The following is an 18,060-nucleotide window of genomic DNA, read 5'->3' as shown; positions in this document are numbered from 1 at the left end:
TTTTTCTCACAACATTCAGGTGAGTGCCACCTTACCTGGCCAAATCAATCACAATCATTCATCACCACAAACCATTCCCAAATATTTGTGTAATAAATAAGACGACATTTATTTAAAATTGGGCTCGCACAGGGGGCCGGTCTTATAAATGATTGCAGTCAGTTGTAAAGCCATGTATAAACAAAAATGCAGGACGGGGAAATTACTTATAAAATAATTACATAAACTTACAATGAAGCACTACACTCTTTTAAAAAAAATCCTTTTACCACTTACCAGCTTGGGGTTGCTGATCGGTCTAGTTTCTTTCGCATTTATTTTCAACGCGCATTTAAACAATATCGAAACCCAGGCTCAGGAAGAAACACAAAAACTGTCCAACCTGTTGATCACGGCGAAAACCCTGGTCAGCGAACATGTATTCTCAAGTATGGCCTTGCTCAAACAATATGGCTCGCTTGAAGGCCCGCCCAATATTAACGGCACGACCCAGATACTGGGAATGGACGTCCCAAACTTGCAATTTGGGGATACCCCTCAAACCGGCAGCACACTACTGGTCGATTCAGTGACACGCATAGGTAGCGGTACCGCCACCATTTTTGTCAAACGTGGCGGGCAGTTTCTGCGGATTTCTACCAATGTCAAAAAAGCGGATGGCACCAATGCCTTTGGCACAGAGCTGGATCCGTTTGGCAAGGCGATTGTCGCACTGCAAAAAAATCAGGCTTATTTTGGCGTGGTAGATATCCTTGGGGAATCATATCTCTCCCGCTATGAACCCATGCAGGATAATCACGGCAACCTGATTGGGGCCTGGTACGTCGGTTACAAGCTTGATTTTAACGCCATTGACCAGGCGATCCGGCAATGGGGATTTTTGAAAAAAGGCTTTGTTGCCATCACCGACGGACACGGCAATATCCGCTTTCTGACCAATGGACTGACACGCCTGGAGGCAGAAACCGCCCTCAAAGATAGCCAGCACCGCTGGACCAAGGTCACGCGGCAGGTGCCAGAATGGGATTTTCAAATCAATATTGTGTACCCGACCAGTGAGGCTTACTGGTCTGCACTGGGCGCGCTGTCGCCTTTGATGATCATTACCTTTATCCTGACATTGGTCGTGTTGATTGCCATTGTCAGCGGCTTGCAGCGGTTTGTGTTGAACCCCTTGGGCGGCGATCCCGAGACAGCCAAGCATTTATTGATGCGGATTGAAAGCGGCGACTTTGCCGAAGACCAAACCACGGCAGCCCCCGACAGCCTGATCGCCAACATGCTTAAAATGCGCAGACGCCTGCGTGAAATGGTGAGCCAGCTGCAGGCCAATGCCAGCCGGCTAAAGGTCTCTTCCAGCGTGTTTGACCATGCCCATGATGCAATTTTCATTACCGACACCCAGGGGCATATCATTCAGTGCAATCCCTCCTTCAGCGTGATTACAGGCTATGCACAACCTGAAGTCATGGGTAAAACTCCGCAACAACTGGGCATCGCTTATCAGCAACCAGACCTGTTCCAGTCTCTATATGACAGCCAGCATGGCTTTCAGGAGTGGCAGGGCGAGGTCTGGAACCGTCATCAACAAGGTCATGAGTATCTGGTAGAACTCGAATTGTCGCCAGTGCTCAACCAGGCGGGCGAATTTCAGCATTATGTCGGCCTCTTCTCAGACATTACGCGCGCCAAAGAGCAACAAAACATGCTTGAGCATCTGGCTTATCATGATGTGCTGACGCAACTGCCTAACCGCGTGTTGTTTTCGAGCCGATTGCAACAAGCGCTACACGAAGCGGAAAGCCAGTCGACGCTGGTGGCCATTTGTTATATTGACCTGGATGACTTCAAAATCGTCAATGACCAATACGGCCACGAATACGGTGACCGTTTGCTCATGCAACTGGCAGCCCGACTGAATGGCCTGCTCAAACCGCAAGATACCCTGGCCAGGCTCGGAGGCGATGAATTTGCCATGTTGTTGTGCGGGCTACGGACGGCCAACGAATATGCACGACTGCTCAAAAAGTTGCTGACGGCGATTGAAAAACCGTTCAAGGTAGATAAATTCAAGTTTTCCATTTCAGCCAGCATTGGCTATACGCTATACCCGATAGACCGCAACCCGCCAGACACCTTGCTACGGCATGCTGACCATGCCATGTACCATGCCAAAACGCACGGTGGGCATCAATGCCATTTGTTTGACCTAGCGTCTGCGCAGCAATCCCAGCAACAGCAAGCGTTGCTCAAGGACTTGCTGCATGGCATCCAAAACAACCATATTCGCCTGGTTTTCCAACCGCAAGTCTGTATGCAGTCTGGTGAAATTTTCTGTTTTGAGGCTTTGCTGCGCTGGCAGCATCCGGTGCGCGGACTGCTCTACCCTAACGACTTCCTGACCGCGGTCGAACATACCAATCTGATTGTGGACATTGGTAACTGGGTGATAGAAGAAAGCCTGCGCCAATTGAGCGAGTGGCAAAGCCAGGGCTTGGACACACAAGTCTCCGTCAACATCGCCGCCCAGCATTTAATGCATAAGCAGTTTCCGGAACGATTGGCTGACTTGTTTAAAAAGTATGCCATGATCAAGCCGCAACAGCTGCATATCGAGATCACCGAAAGTGCTGCCATCAGCGATTTTGCCCGCGTCAACCGCGTCATCCAGCAATGCCAGGCGCTGGGCGTTGCATTCTCGATTGATGATTTTGGCTCAGGCTACTCCTCGCTGATTTACTTGCGCCGCCTGCCAGTCAACATCATTAAAATTGATCAGTCCTTTATCCATAACATGTTAAGTGACCAGGAAGACATGGCGGTGATCCGTGGCGTGATTACGCTCTGCCGCGACTTCGGCCGCAAGGTGGTGGCTGAAGGCGTCGAAAAAGCCGAGCAGGCGCAGATTCTGGCCGAACTGGGCTGCGACTATGCCCAAGGGTTTGGCATCTCGCGTGGCATCCCCGGCCATAAGGTTATAGAATGGACGAGCAAGCACAATCCGTTTAAGTTCTAGTACCAAATGCAGATGCGTGCGGGTAAGGGCCTGTATCAGTCCCGCATAAAGCGTGCCTAATGACGTATTGAATATCACGCTGACTTTACTCATGTGCGTTAAAGGATGGCTATGTGATCACCAGACTCATCAGTATCTGGCAATCATGGAGAGCCGACTAAACCGTAATACGATTAACTTGCGTCCCTACACCACCGCAATGACTGTTTATGCATGACAATTACTATCCTCTCCCGGGCGGGCCGGTGCGCATTCTCGCAGCAGAGACCCCATTCCCGAACTTGCAGCAGGCGTTGACAGAGCCCAACGGCCTGATCGCCATCGGCGGTAGCCTGACGCCACGACGCCTGTTGAGCGCCTACAAACAAGGGATTTTTCCATGGTTTAGTCCGGGCGAGCCTATCCTCTGGTGGAGTCCGGACCCACGCATGGTGCTGTTTCCACCAGCGCTGAAAATCACCCGCTCCTTGCGCAAGGTCATCCAGCAACAGCCGTTTGAGTTACGTATGAATACGCAGTTTACCGCCGTGATGCAGGCGTGTGCTGCCACCCCGCGCCTAGGTCAATCCGGCTCATGGATCACCAATGAAATGATTGCGGCATACAGCGAGTTGCATGCCATGGGCTACGCGCATAGTATGGAAGCCTGGCAAGATGGGCAATTGGTTGGCGGTTGTTATGGGGTCAAGATTGGCCGCATGTTTTATGGTGAAAGCATGTTTCACCATGTCAGCAATGCGTCCAAGGTGGCATTTGCGCATCTGGTGAAATGGTTAATCACGCAACAAGTCGGTATGATTGATTGTCAGATGCATACACCGTTACTTGCCAGTTTTGGTGCTTATGAAATTCCCAGAGACCGGTTTATCGAAGAATTAACGCATTTAGTGCAATATGACCCTACCTAACGACGCACCTCTGCAAAAATTACAGTTTTATGTGACCACCGCTTACACCTGTGGCTATCTGCCAAAAAAGCTGGCGCAAAGCCTGATTGCCACACCGCAGACACTGGTAGATGGCCGCGTCTATAGCGGACTGATACAGCAGGGCTTTCGCCGCAGTGGCAAGTTTGCTTACCGGCCGCATTGCGAACATTGCAATGCCTGCATTTCGGTCCGTTTACCGGTACATGCGTTTGAAGCCACGCGTAGCCAGCAACGGGCATTTAAGAAGCATGCACCGTTACAGGCCACCATCCGTGAAGCCAGTTATGATGCAGAACACTTCGCCCTGTACCTGACCTACCAGCAACAGCGTCATCCCAGCAGTCTGGAGTCAGCCATGCCGCAAGAAGACGAAGCGACGCAATACCAGCAGTTTTTATGTCAAAGCAATGTAGATAGCGTAATGGTCGAGTTTAGAGATGCACAGCAGCAGCTCAAGATGGTCAGCGTGATTGATATTGTCATGGATGGTCTGTCTGCGGTGTACACGTTTTATGATACGCATGACAAAGCGAGTTATGGCACCTATAGCATCCTCTGGCAAATCGAGTGGGCCAAGCAACTCGGCCTGGACTATTTGTACCTGGGCTACTGGATTGCAGACAGCCAGAAAATGGCTTACAAGCAGCAGTTCCAGCCGCAGGAAAAACTGATTGAGGGCGTATGGGTGCGTTAACCCAGCTGGGCCAGCGATGAAGACGCCTGATTCAATACGTATGCAAAGTGTCTCCGTACAGTCGCTGGCCAGGCAGTTTTGTCATGGTCAGTACGTGAATACCGTGGATGCTGCTTTATGGCGGCAAACCTTCGAATACATCGGCCGGATTCAGGATGAATCCGGCTTTGACCAATCAAGCATTGCCGCATTGTGGCGACAATATGGCGGCGATTTGCGCGCCTTGATTAAAAATGACGCATTGGTACTGCGCGTGCTGAAAAAATGCTTGGCCGACACGCGGCATCAACCGCTGCAGGGACTGACCCTGTATCGTGGCGAAAGCTGGTTTTTGTTTGATCAAGACCAGATTGGCTTTTGCTGGACACCCTCGGAGGCGCTGGCCACCAGCTATGCCAAAGGACTCAACGCCGTAGAATCCGGTGGCGTTCTGCTCAAATGCTTTGCTCCCGCAGAAGCCATCCTCGCAGTACCTCCATCCGCTAGCGAGATGAAACAGAACACCTACATTTGTGACCCTGGCGCTCTATTGCGCATGACCACCCTGGCGCTATTTCCAAAACTCTAAATCCATCCGGTGTAATTAAACCGGATCACGCCATTGCCCATAGCCTTTAAATTGGGCATGGACTTCAAGCATTTGCGCAGGCGTCAGCAAGCGGAGCTGCCCAACTTGTAACAGTCGCCAGTACTGCTCACACAGGTTTTCCACTTCTACCGCCACGGCCAGTGCGTGGGATAAATCCTTGCCCAGCGCGATCATGCCATGATGTGCCAGCAAACAGGCCTTGCGCTCATGCAATGCAGCGAGCGCAACCTCAGACAGCGCCTGGGTGCCAAACAAGGCGTAGGGCGCGCAACGGATATTATCTCCACCCACGCTGGCAATCATGTAATGAAACGGCGGCACGTCGTGCCCCATGCAGGCTACCGTAGTCGCAAACATGCTGTGGCAATGCACAACCGCATTAACTTCAGGCCGCGCCTGTAAAATATCCAGATGAAAACGCCATTCGCTGGAGGGGTTTTTCCCGGCTTCAGCCCGGCCTTGCCAATCCATATGTACCATGCTGTCAACATGCAGCTGTTCTGCCGGCACGCCAGAAGGCGTCACCAGAAAACCCGTTTCTAGCCGGACACTGGCGTTGCCAGAGGTGCCTTTATTCAGGCCAGTCAGGGCCATTTGCTGGGCCGTGTATAACAACTGTTGCGCAGGCGAGCGCTTGCTCATGTTAATCGCCCAGACTATGCGTTTTCAGCGCATGCAACTGGTCTGGGGCAAACACCCCATGCTCGGTAATCACCCCTGTCACCAGCCTGGCTGGCGTCACATCAAACGCCGGATTCAATGCCGGGCTTTCACGCGGAATCACCCGGACCGTCTGTATGTCTCCTGTTGCAGTCTGCCCTTGCATATAAGCCACCTCATCCGCATCACGCATTTCAATCTCGATCTCTGCGCCGCGTGCGATCTGCCAGTCTATGGTCGGCGTCGGCACCGCAGCATAAAACGGGATTTGCTGATCAAATGCTGCCAGCGCTTTTAAATAGGTGCCTATCTTGTTGCAGACATCCCCTTGACTGGTGACACGATCTGCACCGACGATGACCAGATCTACCTGACCATGCTGCATCAGATGGCCGCCAGCATTATCGGCAATCACCGTATGCGGAACCCCGTGTTGCGCCAGCTCCCAGGCGGTCAGGCTGGCACCCTGGTTGCGTGGCCGCGTTTCATCTACCCAGACATGTACTTTCAGACCTGCATCATGCGCGGCGTAAATCGGCGCCAAGGCCGTCCCGCCATCCACCGTGGCCAACCACCCGGCATTGCAATGGGTCAAAATATTCACAGCCTGATTGGCATCCACCGTGGCCTTTTCAGCGATCAAGGCTTTACCGTGCTGGCCAATCGCCAGATTCTGCGCCACATCCTCATCAGCAATCGCTTGTGCCGCCAGCCAAGCGGCAGCTGCGCGTTGCGCCACAGCCAGCGGCATTAACGTCTGTTGCATGCGCTGTGCCGCCCAGGCCAGATTGACGGCAGTCGGTCGCGTGGCGATCAGCTGCTTTACCACCGCCTGCAAGTGTTCATCGCTGGCATCCTGCTGAATACCTAACGCCACACCATAGGCTGCCGCAGCTCCAATGAGGGGTGCACCACGGACCTGCATGTGGCGGATGGCATGACATATTTGCGCCAAAGACGTTAATTCCACCGTCACAAAATCAAACGGCAACCGTGTCTGGTCAATGATATAAACAGCGTTGGCTTGTTGCCAAATGCTACGGAAATGTTGGGATTGAATGTGCATATGAGAGGCCTGGCCAAGCACCGATTAGTAATTGTAAAGTTTGTAAAACCACTTGCTTTTCTTGTAGGACAAACACCGTATTTTGCTATCCACAAAATCTGTGGATAACTTTGTGGATTGCTGTGTCTTAATTCCGTAACTTACCAATTTATAAGGACTTTTTCCAAAAGTTCATTTTTTTAATCTATTTTTTTATTCAATAAAATCAATAACTTACAAAGCACCACTATAATATAGTCACTTTCGACACATTCTTAAAGTGTCACTTTAAGTCATGTGCATAAATGGGCTATTTTTGGCAAAACTTCTACAGAATTTTTACCAGTCATTTCAATGAGTTGCAAAGCTTCCAAGCCACGTATCAGGGCCATCTCTTCTGCGATCTTTTTTAATTGATCCGGCGCATTTCTTCCTTGATGCCCCAGCCAAACCGGCGGAATATCCGGCGCATCGGTCTCCAGAACCAGTGTTTCCACAGGCAATTCTGCAGCAAGCTGACGCAGCTTCAATGCGCGCGGCCAGGTCATGGCACCACCAAACCCTAATTTGAATCCCAAACTGGCAAATATCTCCGCTTGTTGCTTGCTGCCGTTGTAAGCATGTGCAATGCCCCCCGTTAACGCATGCTTGCGCAAATATTTGAGGATGGTGTCTATCGCACCTCGCACATGCAAAATCACAGGCAAATGAAACTGCCTGGCAATGCGCAACTGTCCTTCATATAGCTCTAGCTGTCTGGCCTCATGTTCGCGCGTCAGGTAGAAGTCGAGACCGATCTCTCCAATCGCCAGCAATTGATGCGCCTGAGGGCCCTCCAGCACCCTGGCGACGGTTTGCTCGAGCTGCGCCAGCGCATCCTCAGGTGCCTCAGACACATACATGGGATGCCAGCCAAGTGCGAAGCCGGCTTGAGGATGCTGCACACACCAGGCCATAATCGGTTCAAAGCTCGCCTGCGTCACGGCCGGGATGACCACCGCACGAACGCCCTGCGTCAAGGCCGCCTGCCAGACCAGTTCACGGTCGGCATCAAACTCACGGGCATCCAGATGACAGTGGGTGTCGATCAGCATAAGAATCAGGGCTTAAGCCTGGCCTGAAGACGGATATCCTGCCCGACCTGTCGCAGATCCATGATGTCCAGCGTATGTATGTCTGCCATCTGCGTCCATGCTGGCAGGGCAAACATGCCGCGTGCCGCGTCTCCCATTAGCTTGGGTGCGTAATACAGCAATAACTCATCCACAAACCCGCTTTGCAAAAAGGCCCCATTCAGCGTTGCCCCCGCCTCGACCAATACCTCATTACAAGGCCAGGCCGTTAGTGCCTGCATGACGGCAGCAATATCCACCTGCCCCTGCACATTCGGTGCATGCAGGGTACGTACCCCCATCACTTGCAATATCTCCAGCTTGGCGGCCTCCCCGTGCGCATACGCCACCAGCGCATGGCCATCCTGCAACACCTTGGCGTCTATCGGGATGCGTAACTGGCTATCGAGAATGACGCGTAGCGGTTGGCGTGGCGTCTTCACCTCACGTACGGTGAGCGAGGCATTATCCTGCAGAATGGTAGAGATACCCGTGATCACTGCACAACTTTGCGCACGCCAGTGATGGACATCTTTCCGTGCCTCCGGCGACGTGATCCATTGACTGACGCCATTCGCCAACGCTGTGCGGCCATCCAGACTGGCAGCGACCTTGAGACGGATATAAGGGCGTTGTTGCGTCATGCGCAGAATAAACCCGGGATTCAGCGCCTTGGCCTGCGCTTCGCAAACCCCAACCGTGACAGCAATACCCTGTGCCTGCAAACGTGCAATGCCGTTGCCAGCAACCAAAGGATTCGGATCCTGCATGGCAACCACGACCCGGCTCACACCGGCATTCACCAGTGCATCGGCGCAGGGGGGCGTCCGGCCAAAATGACTGCAGGGCTCCAGAGTCACATATGCAGTTGCACCTCTTGCCTGCTCGCCAGCGGCGCGCAAGGCGTGTACTTCAGCATGGGGCTCCCCCGCCTTGAGGTGAGCGCCTTCTCCAAGCACTTGGCCTTGTTTGACGATGACACAACCGACACGCGGATTAGGCGTGGTCGAATACAGTCCATGCGCCGCCAGACGCAAGGCATGGGTCATCCATTGAATATCTTGAGCACTGTGTAACATAGACTAGCATCATACAAAAAAAGCCTGCCTTGCGGTGGTTTTGTATGGCGGCCACCTTTGAACGGCCAGTGAATATTAAGACCACGCCCTGAAAAAGCGCGTATTAAAGAAAGCTAATGAGAGGAGATTTGACTATGGGTGAGACGTCCGTCCTGGTCAAAGTATATGCGTAAGGCATGATAAACATGCATGCACTTACCCAGATCATATTCAAGTGCATTGGCGTCCTCAAGGCTAGGCCGCCCAAGCAAGGCCATGACCGCCTCTTTTTTGGCGCCTCGAATCAGGATGTGATTTTTGAGATCGTATGCCATGTCACCGCGTCTGCACTCCTTTTGCACAGTGTTGGCCAATTCCATCCAGCGGGTCTGGTCAAACTTGTCTCGACCAAACACAGCCTCATCTTTAAATGCCCACCAGGTAAAAAACACGATGGTGAGAATCACGGTGAATACCGCTAATACCACTGCAGACAGCTTGATCAATTTCATACGCCCCCGCCTTCACATGCAACATTGATAGACCGTGCACCGGTTGAAGCAAGGCACACGGAACACATACACCAGCGCACAGAGGGTGCGTCTGGCAATGGTTGTTGTCAGTTATCCAGATCGCGGATGGCGTTATGAAAGTCATCCACATCTGAAAAGCTTCGATACACCGAAGCAAAGCGGATATACGCCACCTGATCCATTTGTTTTAACTCTTGCATGACGGTTTCACCCAGCAACCGCGCAGGCACTTCGCGCGCGCCCAAACCGAGCACTTTTTGAACAATACGGTCCAGTGCTTTATCGACATATTCAGTAGGCACCGGACGTTTGTGCAGGGCGCGTGTAAATGAGAGACGCAATTTTTCGCGCTTGAACTCTTCGCGCGTCCCGTTTTGCTTCACCACCTGTGGCAGATGCAGTTCTGCCGTTTCATAGGTGGTAAAGCGCTTGTCACACACCTGACAGCGACGGCGCCTGCGGATGGAGTTCCCTTCCTCATTGAGGCGGGAATCCACCACTTGCGTATCATCAGCACCGCAAAACGGACATTTCATGGCTGTGGATAGCCGGAAAAATTACTTACCGTACACCGGAAATTGATCGGTCAAGGCATGCACCTTCGCCTTGGTGGCCGCAATCACTTCAGCGCTTTCCGGATTATCCAGCACATCGGCAATCAGATTAGCCACTTGCTCGGCTTCGGCTTCTTTAAAGCCACGCGTTGTGATCGCAGGCGAACCGATACGAATACCGGAAGTCACGAACGGGCTCTCGGGGTCGTTAGGAATCGCATTCTTGTTGACCGTAATGTGCGCTTGGCCCAGATAAGCGTCTGCTGCCTTACCGGTCAAGCCTTTAGGACGCAGGTCTACCAGGAACACATGAGACTCGGTACGGCCAGAGATAATACGCAAACCACGCGCAGCCAACGTGCTGGCCATGATGCTGGCGTTCTTCAATACCTGTTCCTGATACGCTTTGAAGTCTGGCTGTGCCGCTTCGAGGAAAGCTGTCGCCTTACCGGCGATAACGTGCATCAACGGGCCGCCTTGCAAGCTTGGGAACACATTGGAATTCAGTGATTTTTCAAACTCGGCCTTGGCCATGATGATACCGCCACGTGGACCACGTAAGGTCTTGTGCGTGGTTGAAGTCACAAAGTCAGCATGGGGCACCGGGTTAGGATAGACACCCGCTGCAATAAGGCCAGAATAGTGCGCCATATCGACCATGAAATAAGCACCGACTTTTTTGGCGATTTCGGCCATACGCGCCCAGTCAAAACGCAAAGCATACGCAGAAGCACCACCAATCAACAACTTTGGTTTGCACTCAAGCGCGATACGCTCCATCTCATCGTAGTCTATCTCTTCTTTATCGTTCAAACCGTAAGGCACGATATTAAACAACTTGCCGGACAGGTTAGCCGGAGAACCATGTGTGAGGTGCCCGCCGTGACCCAGATTCATGCCCATCACGGTATCGCCTGGTTTCAGGATGGAGAAATACACGGCCTGATTCGCCTGTGAGCCAGAATGTGGCTGCACGTTAGCATATTCTGCACCATACAAGGCTTTCAGTCGGTCAATCGCCAGCTGTTCAACCTGGTCAACAAACTCACAGCCACCGTAAAAGCGTTTGCCTGGATACCCTTCAGCATACTTGTTCGTCAATTGCGAGCCTTGGGCTTCCATCACCGCTGGACTGGTGTAGTTTTCTGAAGCAATCAACTCGATATGCTGATGCTGACGCTCCACTTCGGAAGAAATCATTTGGGCCAAGGCCGGGTCTGCAACGCTTAAGTTTCTTGAAAAGCTAAACATGACGATCAAGTTTCCGTATCACAAAAATAAAGCGCGATTTTAGCATGAGGCGACCTCAGCATCCATCTTTAGCGATGCGCTCATTGAGCGCCTATCACTTTGAGGCGTGGTGTAATCCAGACACAAAGCGCACCAATACAGTGCAAACATGACCAACCTGATTGAAACAACATGCACCAAAAAACAGAATTAAATACTTAAGCAATTGATTTAAATTATCTTTTTAAATCTGGCACAGCTTATGCTTAGTAAGATCCGTAAGCGTATATCTCCAAAATCGCTCCCTAAACCCAACTTCGGTTGGGTTCTTTTTTTTCAGGGGATGCTGTCTTGTCTTGACTCAATGTTGACGCATTTTTAATTGTTGCAAGGTTTGCTGGCAGCCTACATCCGTAGTTGCACTTTGATCGCCCGGATCGAGAAATGGCAGGATGGCGGCAAACGGATTGATCAATGCCAGTAATATGCCGCCAGCGACCCGTGCGGCAATCGGCCCCGGGCTGATCGAAACCTGGGGGTCCACAAAAGGCCCTGTCACCAGTATAGGCGAGCGCACGGTTAACGGCGAAAAGTTTTTAGGACTGGCCTGGAGTTTAAGGTTGAGCTGCTCCTGACCCAAATCGACGGCACCATTGACCGTGACGGTCGTCACGGGCGTATCAATCACGGCTGCCTCTGGTGTCAAAACACCCTCTTTGGCCCGCCAGCCCATCGCGGCGCAATGCATGGGCAAGGGCTGATCGCCCTTGATCATGACACCAACCGCTTGGGCAATATCTAATCCAGCCGCCTCAATCAACAAGTGAGACATTTCCCCCTGACGCACCATCAGGGCGAGCTGACCATCCAGCGAGCGCAATAATTCGGCGGTTGAGCGGCCATGCCCCTGCAGCTTGGCACGCCCATTCAATTTACCGCTCACATAAGCTGGCGCCGGCTGTTGGCTGGTCTCTTTGGCTTCGTCACTGGTCGATTTTTTATCCGTCTGTGGCGAGACTTTTAGCCACTGTTCCAAACGGATATCATGCACCGCCAGCGCAATCTCCCAATCCGGGGCAGCGGGTGGCGACAAGTCGGCGTTTTGCACATCATGCGCATCAATCGATAGCTCGCCTGAGAGCGAGCCTTGAGCCGTACTGGCCTCCAGCTCTGCCAGACTTAACTTGTGTTTTTGCAAGCGCAAGCGCAATTTAAGCGGTGCAATGCGCTGCCTGAAGGCCGATCCTAAATCGACCGCATCAATATGCACATCGATATCCGCATTCATACGGCCATAGGTCGTAAAATCCAGCGAGGTATTTGGAAACAATTTGCCTGGATGCGGGTTGCTAGTCGTTGGAGTCGCTGCAGCGCCAAAGGCGGGCGCCAAATCCGCCAACATCAATAAAGAACCTTGCAGTTTGCCAGTCAACATCGGCGTTTCTGGTGCAATATCATACACAAACTGTCCCGCCAGCTGACTGTTGCCGATGTGTGCAGAGGCGACATTCACAGCCCACTGCGTCGCGTTTTTTTCAACCGCCGCCTTGATTTTGAAATGCGGCGTCCTAGGGAATGTCAGGCTCAGCAAGTCCCCGACATCGGCCAGCGATGAACCTTTTACCTCTACCTGCCCCTTGACACGCTGGACACCCAAGACATCATATACGGCACCGCGGAACGTGGCATGCACGGCACCATACGTTAACCATCCTTGTGAGTTAACTGGCGGTGAGTCCTGCCCCTGAGTGGCAATTGGTAAAAAGCCTTGCGTCACCAATGCGGCCTGCAAGGGCAAACGACGGAACTGACCATCCACTTTGATTTGCGATTCCGGCGTTTTAAGATGGGCGCCCTCTTCGGTATAAAACTTGACGTTCAGTTGCGCATCCGTAACGGCATCGGCAACCTTGGCTTGCCCCTCATTAACGGCCAGTTGCTCAATGATGGGAAACGGACGGGGCGGGCTGCCGTCATCCAGCTCAAAATCCCAACTGGCCTCTTGGTTGGCATGGCGGATCATGTAAGCATTTAAACGGTCCGCGCGAATCGATGCAATGCGATAAGGATCGCGTGCTTTGAGTGACCACAGGTCACGGTAGCGCAACGCCAGCGACAAGCCATGCGCTTCAACAAAATAAGGCGCGTCAAAGCCTGCGGGCGCGGCAATTCTCAATCCGCCTACTTGCAACCGGATGCCACCCAGCAATTGCAAATGGAAAGGACGGTCTATGATCACGGCCCGTTGTAACTGATTTTGCAACGCGGTTTGCAGGGGTTGGCGCAAAAAAGGCCAGCCCAGCATTTCGCAGACCATGACTACAAAGACAAGCACAAGTAGCATGCCCCCCAGCCAGCGTGCAAACAGGGGAGCGCGGGGTGTTTTATCAATATCACTCATAACCCGTTATGATGCCGCGTGCAGCTCAGGCTGACCAGTGCCCCACGTCTGACAGCGCTGTAGGTGGATTCTGGCAAATCCGGCACCTACTGTCAGTTATAATGAGCCCATCTCACTCACATCGACAGGAGCCCACCACCATGAAATGGACTGACAGCCAGCGCATTGCTGAAGAGCTGTATGATCAATTCCCCGAGATTGACCCCAAAACCATCCGCTTTACCGACCTCATGCAATGGGTGATGGATTTGGAGGACTTTGATGATGAGCCCTCCCGCTGCGGCGAAAAAATCCTGGAGGCGATTCAACTGGCCTGGATAGAAGAAGCCGAATAAATGATTCCATTGCTGCCAGCGTCGATTTTCAAAGCCTACGACATCCGTGGCATTGTCGGCGACACATTAACAGAAGAGATTGTGCAGCAGATTGGCCTGGCACTTGGCTCGCTGGCTCAGGTGCACGGCGAGCATAGTGTCTGCGTGGGCTATGATGGCCGCTTATCCAGCCCGGCACTGGCCACCGCCTTGAGTGCAGGGCTGATGCAAACTGGCGTCAATGTGCTGAATCTGGGCATGGTCACTACGCCCATGCTGTATTTTGCAACGCATTACCTTGCCCAAACGCGCAGTGGCGTCATGATCACCGGCAGCCATAACCCACCGCAATACAATGGGCTCAAAATGGTGATTGCGGGCGAGACGCTTAGTAGCGAAGCCATCCAGGCCCTCAAGCACAGCATCATGCAACAGCAGTTTTACCAGCCCGACCAAGCTGGTAATCAAACCAGCTACGATATTTATCCTGCCTATCAGGCAGCCATTGTGTCGGATATCCAGCTCGCACGCCCTATGCGAGTGGTCATCGACTGCGGCAACGGTGTCGCCGGAGCCTACGCGCCCGCCATCTTCCAGGCATTAGGCTGCGAGGTCGAGCCACTGTTTTGTGAGGTCGATGGGCATTTCCCCAACCACCACCCAGACCCAGTGGAAGCCAAAAACTTGCAAGACGTCATCGGTGCGTTACAAAGCGGCACCGCCGAAATCGGGATTGCTTTTGATGGCGATGGCGACCGTCTGGGCGTGGTCACCCGATCCGGGCAGATCATCCGCAGCGACCGCCAGCTCATGTTGTTTGTAGAGGATATACTCAGCCAGCAACCAGGCAGCCAAGTGGTGTTTGATGTCAAATCCAGCCGCCATCTCGCGCCCTGGATACGAAAACATGGGGGCAAACCGGTGATCTGGAAAACCGGCCACTCGCTGATGAAAGCCAAAATCAAGGAAACGGGTGCCGCCATCGGTGGTGAGCTCTCGGGTCATTTGTTTTTTAATGACTGTGTCGCGGGTACCCCGCGCTGGTTTGGCTTTGATGATGGCCTGTATAGCGCGGCACGCCTGCTCGAACTGGTGAGCCGCAGCCCCGATGCCAACGCCGTGCTAGAAGCCCTGCCAGACAGCCTCAACACCCCAGAACTGCAAATCGCCATGCAAGAAGGCGAGCCACATGCCTTTATTGCGCAACTGCAACAAGCCGCGCAATTTCCGGGCGCAGTAGAAGTGATCACCATCGATGGCTTGCGCGTTGAGTATGCCGATGGCTTTGGTTTGATTCGCGCCTCAAACACCACACCCGTGTTGACCTTGCGCTTTGAGGCCGATGACAATGCGGCCTTAACCCGCATTCAACAGACATTCAAACAACGGCTACTCAGCGCTCACCCAGACTTGAAAATCCCTTTTTGAGCCTCCATTGAATGAGCATGCGACATGCCACTCAAAAAAACCATCTCCGCGGGCGCAGCCTGCTTTACACCCTGCTCTGGCTGGGGCTAGCTGCACTGATCTGGTTTCTGGTAGACCGCGTACAACACCCCAACACCCTGGAACAACTCGGCCAGCAAAAAGTGGTGACGCTCAAGCGCGGCACCGACGGCCATTACAGTGCCGAAGCCCTTATTAATGGCGAACGGGTACGCGTTCTGGTGGATACCGGAGCCACCGGTGTCGCCATCTCACAAAATGTGGCAGACCGCTTGGGTCTGGTCAGCCATGACGCGATTAGCACCCACACTGCCAACGGCACGGCGGTCGCTTATTTGGTAAGGCTTAAAACCGTGCAACTGGGTGGCGTCGTCGCCCATGATGTCGCCGCGACGATTTCGCCTGGACTGGAAGGCGATGCCCTGCTCGGCATGAGCTTTTTAGGCAGAATGGATGTACGCTTATACAAAGGCACCATGACCATTCAGAACGCAGAATAAGGCTGCTATTAAATTTCAGGCTATTTTCTGTAGCCGAATTCGAGCACAAACCACTGCGGATGCATCCCTGCCAACGGCTCCCTCAGCTTGGCCAATTCAGCTTCTGTCCCATGCACTTCAATCCGCACCAGCTTAGACACTTCACCCATCTCGTGCAAAATCGGCCGCAGGTTTTCGATATGCGCCAACAGCGCTTCTGCATTGGTGAACCCTTCGCGGCAATGGGCCAGGTCACCGTGAAAGCTAAAGCCGTAATACAGGCAACCAGGCTCACGGGATGACCAGCTCACATATTTTTCGCAAATCGCCCGAAAGGCAGAAGCCTGGCCAGGCTGGATTTCAAAGTAGGGAGAGACGGAGACACAGGAATCGGTAATGGCCATAGGATAAAACCAAATGATTGAATAATCGCGTGATTAATTGGCGAGTTCGGCGCCTTCAACCACGACCCGGAAAAACTGTAAATCGGCCTGGTCGATGATGCGGACACCGGTGGCCACTGAACCGCGCCGACCGGGGGCAATGCCGCCCGTAATCAACATCGAACGCGTCTGGTTAACCATGCGGCCACGGCTGTCGTATTGCAGCATACGCACTTGCACGCGCCCCACCGGCACATTACTGTTATTTTGCACGGCAGCGTAAACCATGCCGGTATCATCAGCCAGCGGGCCAGCCGGCAAATAGCGGCCAGGGTTACGTGGTAAATCGAGTCGCATGGCTCTTGCCGCAGCCTCTTTGCCGATTTCGGAATCTGAACTTGCCGCCAGTTGGTAATGCTGCAACGCCAGAGCGGTTTCACCGCGCCCTTCAGCAATCTGCCCGAGCAAGGCATAGCCTGGTGCCGTTGGTAACAAGGCGTTGGCTTTTTTCAAAAAGGATTCCGCCTGCTCTTTTTTGCCTGCATTAAACAAGGCAATGCCACTTTGCACATAGGGCTTGAAGTAGTCCGGTTGCATCTGGATGGCTTTGTCGTAAAACGCCAGCGCTTCGGTAGTATTTTTCTTGGTGAGGGCAATGTCGCCCAGCAACTCCTGAAAACGGGCTTCGCGCGGCTCGATGCTGATGGCTTTTTTCGCCAAAGTTTTTGCTTTTTCGGTATCGCCTTTTTGCAAGGCCTCTTTGCCTTCATCGTAGGCTTTATAAGCCTCGCGCGTCGCCATCAGTTTGGCGACTTTTTGTGCATAAATCTCTTTACCCATCTCACCGCCAGTGCCCAGCCCGGCCAAGGTTTTTTCGTTGAGATCGACACGCTCTTGCGAAGGCGGGTGGCTGGCAAACAAGCCGGACAGAAAATCCTGCCGTTTGCCCTGGCTGAGCCGGACAAAGGTCTCTTGCAGCGTCACCGCCGCAGCAGGGTCATAACCGGCCAGCTTCATATACTTCATGCCATAGTGATCTGCCTCGGACTCAGCCTCACGGCCATATTTGCTCGTGATCAGTTGCCCGCCCAATTGCGCGCCACCGACCACCAGATTGGCATAATTGGAGTCACGCGTGGCCAGGCCCACCGCCAGCATGGCCCCTTGCATAAAGATGCCACGCTCCATGCCTTTGGCACCATGCCTGGCCGCCGCATGCACAATTTCATGGCCCAACACGGCCGCCAGTTCAGCTTCGCTGTTCAATTCGTATAACAGGCCCCGGTTAAACGCAATTTTGCCACCCGGCATAGCCCAGGCATTGGGCACTGAGTCATTGAGCACCACAAACTCATAGGGCAAATCCGGGCGGTCAGAGACCGCGGCTAACCGCTGGCCGACTTGCTGCACATAGCGTGTCAGCTCAGGGTCCAGCGTGTAGTCGCCGCCTTGCGATTGACGCGCCGGGCTATAATTTTGCTGGCCAATCTGGATTTCCTTGTCTTGCGAGACAAACTGAAACTCCCGCTCTTTGGTGACCGGATTCACCCCGCAAGCCAGCAGGCCTGCAGATACTATCAGCGGACAAAGAATGCTTTTTTTGATCATGATCACTCC

The 18,060-nt window shown here is 53.0% G+C and carries 17 protein-coding genes; 7 read left to right on the top strand and 10 right to left on the bottom strand.

Annotated features, from left to right (window positions below):
* Window positions 1-232 precede the first annotated feature (232 nt).
* The 4 genes from ACFQ1T_RS12160 to ACFQ1T_RS12145 all read left to right on the top strand — a co-directional run bounded on the left by ACFQ1T_RS12160 (window position 233) and on the right by ACFQ1T_RS12145 (window position 5,207).
* A complete protein-coding gene (locus ACFQ1T_RS12160; RefSeq protein ID WP_379077137.1) occupies window positions 233-3,016 on the top strand; it encodes a bifunctional diguanylate cyclase/phosphodiesterase in 2,784 nt (927 codons plus the stop codon).
* 209 nt (window positions 3,017-3,225) lie between these two features.
* Window positions 3,226-3,924: a leucyl/phenylalanyl-tRNA--protein transferase gene (gene aat, locus ACFQ1T_RS12155; RefSeq protein WP_379077134.1), complete on the top strand. Its 699-nt coding sequence runs from the start codon at window positions 3,226-3,228 to the stop codon at window positions 3,922-3,924.
* Window positions 3,911-4,639, top strand: coding sequence for an arginyltransferase (locus tag ACFQ1T_RS12150; RefSeq protein WP_194747342.1), 729 nt, complete (start codon window positions 3,911-3,913; stop codon window positions 4,637-4,639). Before aat ends, ACFQ1T_RS12150 begins: the two co-directional genes overlap by 14 nt.
* A 40-nt stretch (window positions 4,640-4,679) precedes the next feature.
* Window positions 4,680-5,207, top strand: coding sequence for a hypothetical protein (locus ACFQ1T_RS12145; protein WP_379077131.1), 528 nt, complete (start codon window positions 4,680-4,682; stop codon window positions 5,205-5,207).
* A 15-nt stretch (window positions 5,208-5,222) separates the two neighbouring features.
* Here the strand turns inward: ACFQ1T_RS12145 and ACFQ1T_RS12140 are convergent, their stop codons facing one another.
* From ACFQ1T_RS12140 to ACFQ1T_RS12105, 8 genes are all read right to left on the bottom strand, one after another.
* Window positions 5,223-5,870, bottom strand: a complete 648-nt coding sequence (locus ACFQ1T_RS12140; RefSeq protein ID WP_338656865.1) for a class II aldolase/adducin family protein — start codon at window positions 5,868-5,870, stop codon at window positions 5,223-5,225.
* 1 nt (window position 5,871) lies between these two features.
* A complete protein-coding gene (gene mtnA / locus ACFQ1T_RS12135) occupies window positions 5,872-6,954 on the bottom strand; it encodes an S-methyl-5-thioribose-1-phosphate isomerase (protein ID WP_379077128.1) in 1,083 nt (360 codons plus the stop codon).
* 272 nt (window positions 6,955-7,226) lie between these two features.
* Window positions 7,227-8,027 carry a TatD family hydrolase gene (locus ACFQ1T_RS12130; RefSeq protein WP_379077125.1) on the bottom strand — a complete coding sequence of 267 codons (801 nt, stop codon included), beginning with the start codon at window positions 8,025-8,027 and terminating at the stop codon, window positions 7,227-7,229.
* A gap of 5 nt (window positions 8,028-8,032) precedes the next feature.
* Complete coding sequence (gene ribD, locus ACFQ1T_RS12125) at window positions 8,033-9,124, bottom strand: bifunctional diaminohydroxyphosphoribosylaminopyrimidine deaminase/5-amino-6-(5-phosphoribosylamino)uracil reductase RibD (RefSeq protein WP_379077123.1); 1,092 nt, start codon at window positions 9,122-9,124, stop codon at window positions 8,033-8,035.
* Window positions 9,125-9,237: 113 nt separating this feature from the next.
* Complete coding sequence (locus ACFQ1T_RS12120) at window positions 9,238-9,615, bottom strand: hypothetical protein (RefSeq protein WP_338656859.1); 378 nt, start codon at window positions 9,613-9,615, stop codon at window positions 9,238-9,240.
* A 107-nt stretch (window positions 9,616-9,722) separates the two neighbouring features.
* The gene (gene nrdR, locus ACFQ1T_RS12115; protein WP_194747349.1) at window positions 9,723-10,172 is read right to left on the bottom strand and encodes a transcriptional regulator NrdR; all 450 of its coding nucleotides are present in this window, start codon (window positions 10,170-10,172) and stop codon (window positions 9,723-9,725) included.
* A 21-nt stretch (window positions 10,173-10,193) separates the two neighbouring features.
* Window positions 10,194-11,441 (bottom strand): serine hydroxymethyltransferase, encoded by a 1,248-nt coding sequence (gene glyA / locus ACFQ1T_RS12110; protein ID WP_379077119.1) that lies wholly within the window; start codon window positions 11,439-11,441, stop codon window positions 10,194-10,196.
* A 340-nt stretch (window positions 11,442-11,781) separates the two neighbouring features.
* Window positions 11,782-13,821 (bottom strand): AsmA family protein, encoded by a 2,040-nt coding sequence (locus ACFQ1T_RS12105; protein ID WP_379077116.1) that lies wholly within the window; start codon window positions 13,819-13,821, stop codon window positions 11,782-11,784.
* A gap of 140 nt (window positions 13,822-13,961) precedes the next feature.
* Between ACFQ1T_RS12105 and iscX the strand changes: the two genes are divergently transcribed.
* From iscX to ACFQ1T_RS12090, 3 genes are read left to right on the top strand one after another with little or no spacing between them, the layout of a single operon-like run.
* Window positions 13,962-14,156, top strand: a complete 195-nt coding sequence (gene iscX / locus ACFQ1T_RS12100; protein WP_194747352.1) for a Fe-S cluster assembly protein IscX — start codon at window positions 13,962-13,964, stop codon at window positions 14,154-14,156.
* On the top strand, window positions 14,157-15,563 hold the full coding sequence (locus tag ACFQ1T_RS12095) for a phosphomannomutase/phosphoglucomutase (RefSeq protein ID WP_379077112.1): 1,407 nt from the start codon (window positions 14,157-14,159) through the stop codon (window positions 15,561-15,563).
* Between the two features lie 11 nt (window positions 15,564-15,574).
* Entirely contained in the window at window positions 15,575-16,081 is a 507-nt protein-coding gene (locus ACFQ1T_RS12090; protein WP_379077109.1) for a retropepsin-like aspartic protease family protein, read from the top strand.
* Between the two features lie 20 nt (window positions 16,082-16,101).
* On the opposite strand, the gene ACFQ1T_RS12085 is transcribed toward ACFQ1T_RS12090, so the two are convergent.
* Both ACFQ1T_RS12085 and ACFQ1T_RS12080 read right to left on the bottom strand, forming a co-directional pair.
* Window positions 16,102-16,464: a putative quinol monooxygenase gene (locus ACFQ1T_RS12085; RefSeq protein WP_379077106.1), complete on the bottom strand. Its 363-nt coding sequence runs from the start codon at window positions 16,462-16,464 to the stop codon at window positions 16,102-16,104.
* Between the two features lie 33 nt (window positions 16,465-16,497).
* The gene (locus ACFQ1T_RS12080; protein WP_379077104.1) at window positions 16,498-18,051 is read right to left on the bottom strand and encodes a M48 family metalloprotease; all 1,554 of its coding nucleotides are present in this window, start codon (window positions 18,049-18,051) and stop codon (window positions 16,498-16,500) included.
* Window positions 18,052-18,060: the final 9 nt, after the last annotated feature.

Origin of the sequence: Methylophilus glucosoxydans, from assembly GCF_042676145.1 — a bacterium.
Lineage (GTDB): Bacteria > Pseudomonadota > Gammaproteobacteria > Burkholderiales > Methylophilaceae > Methylophilus > Methylophilus glucosoxydans.
This window is presented reverse-complemented; position numbering and strand designations above follow the sequence as displayed.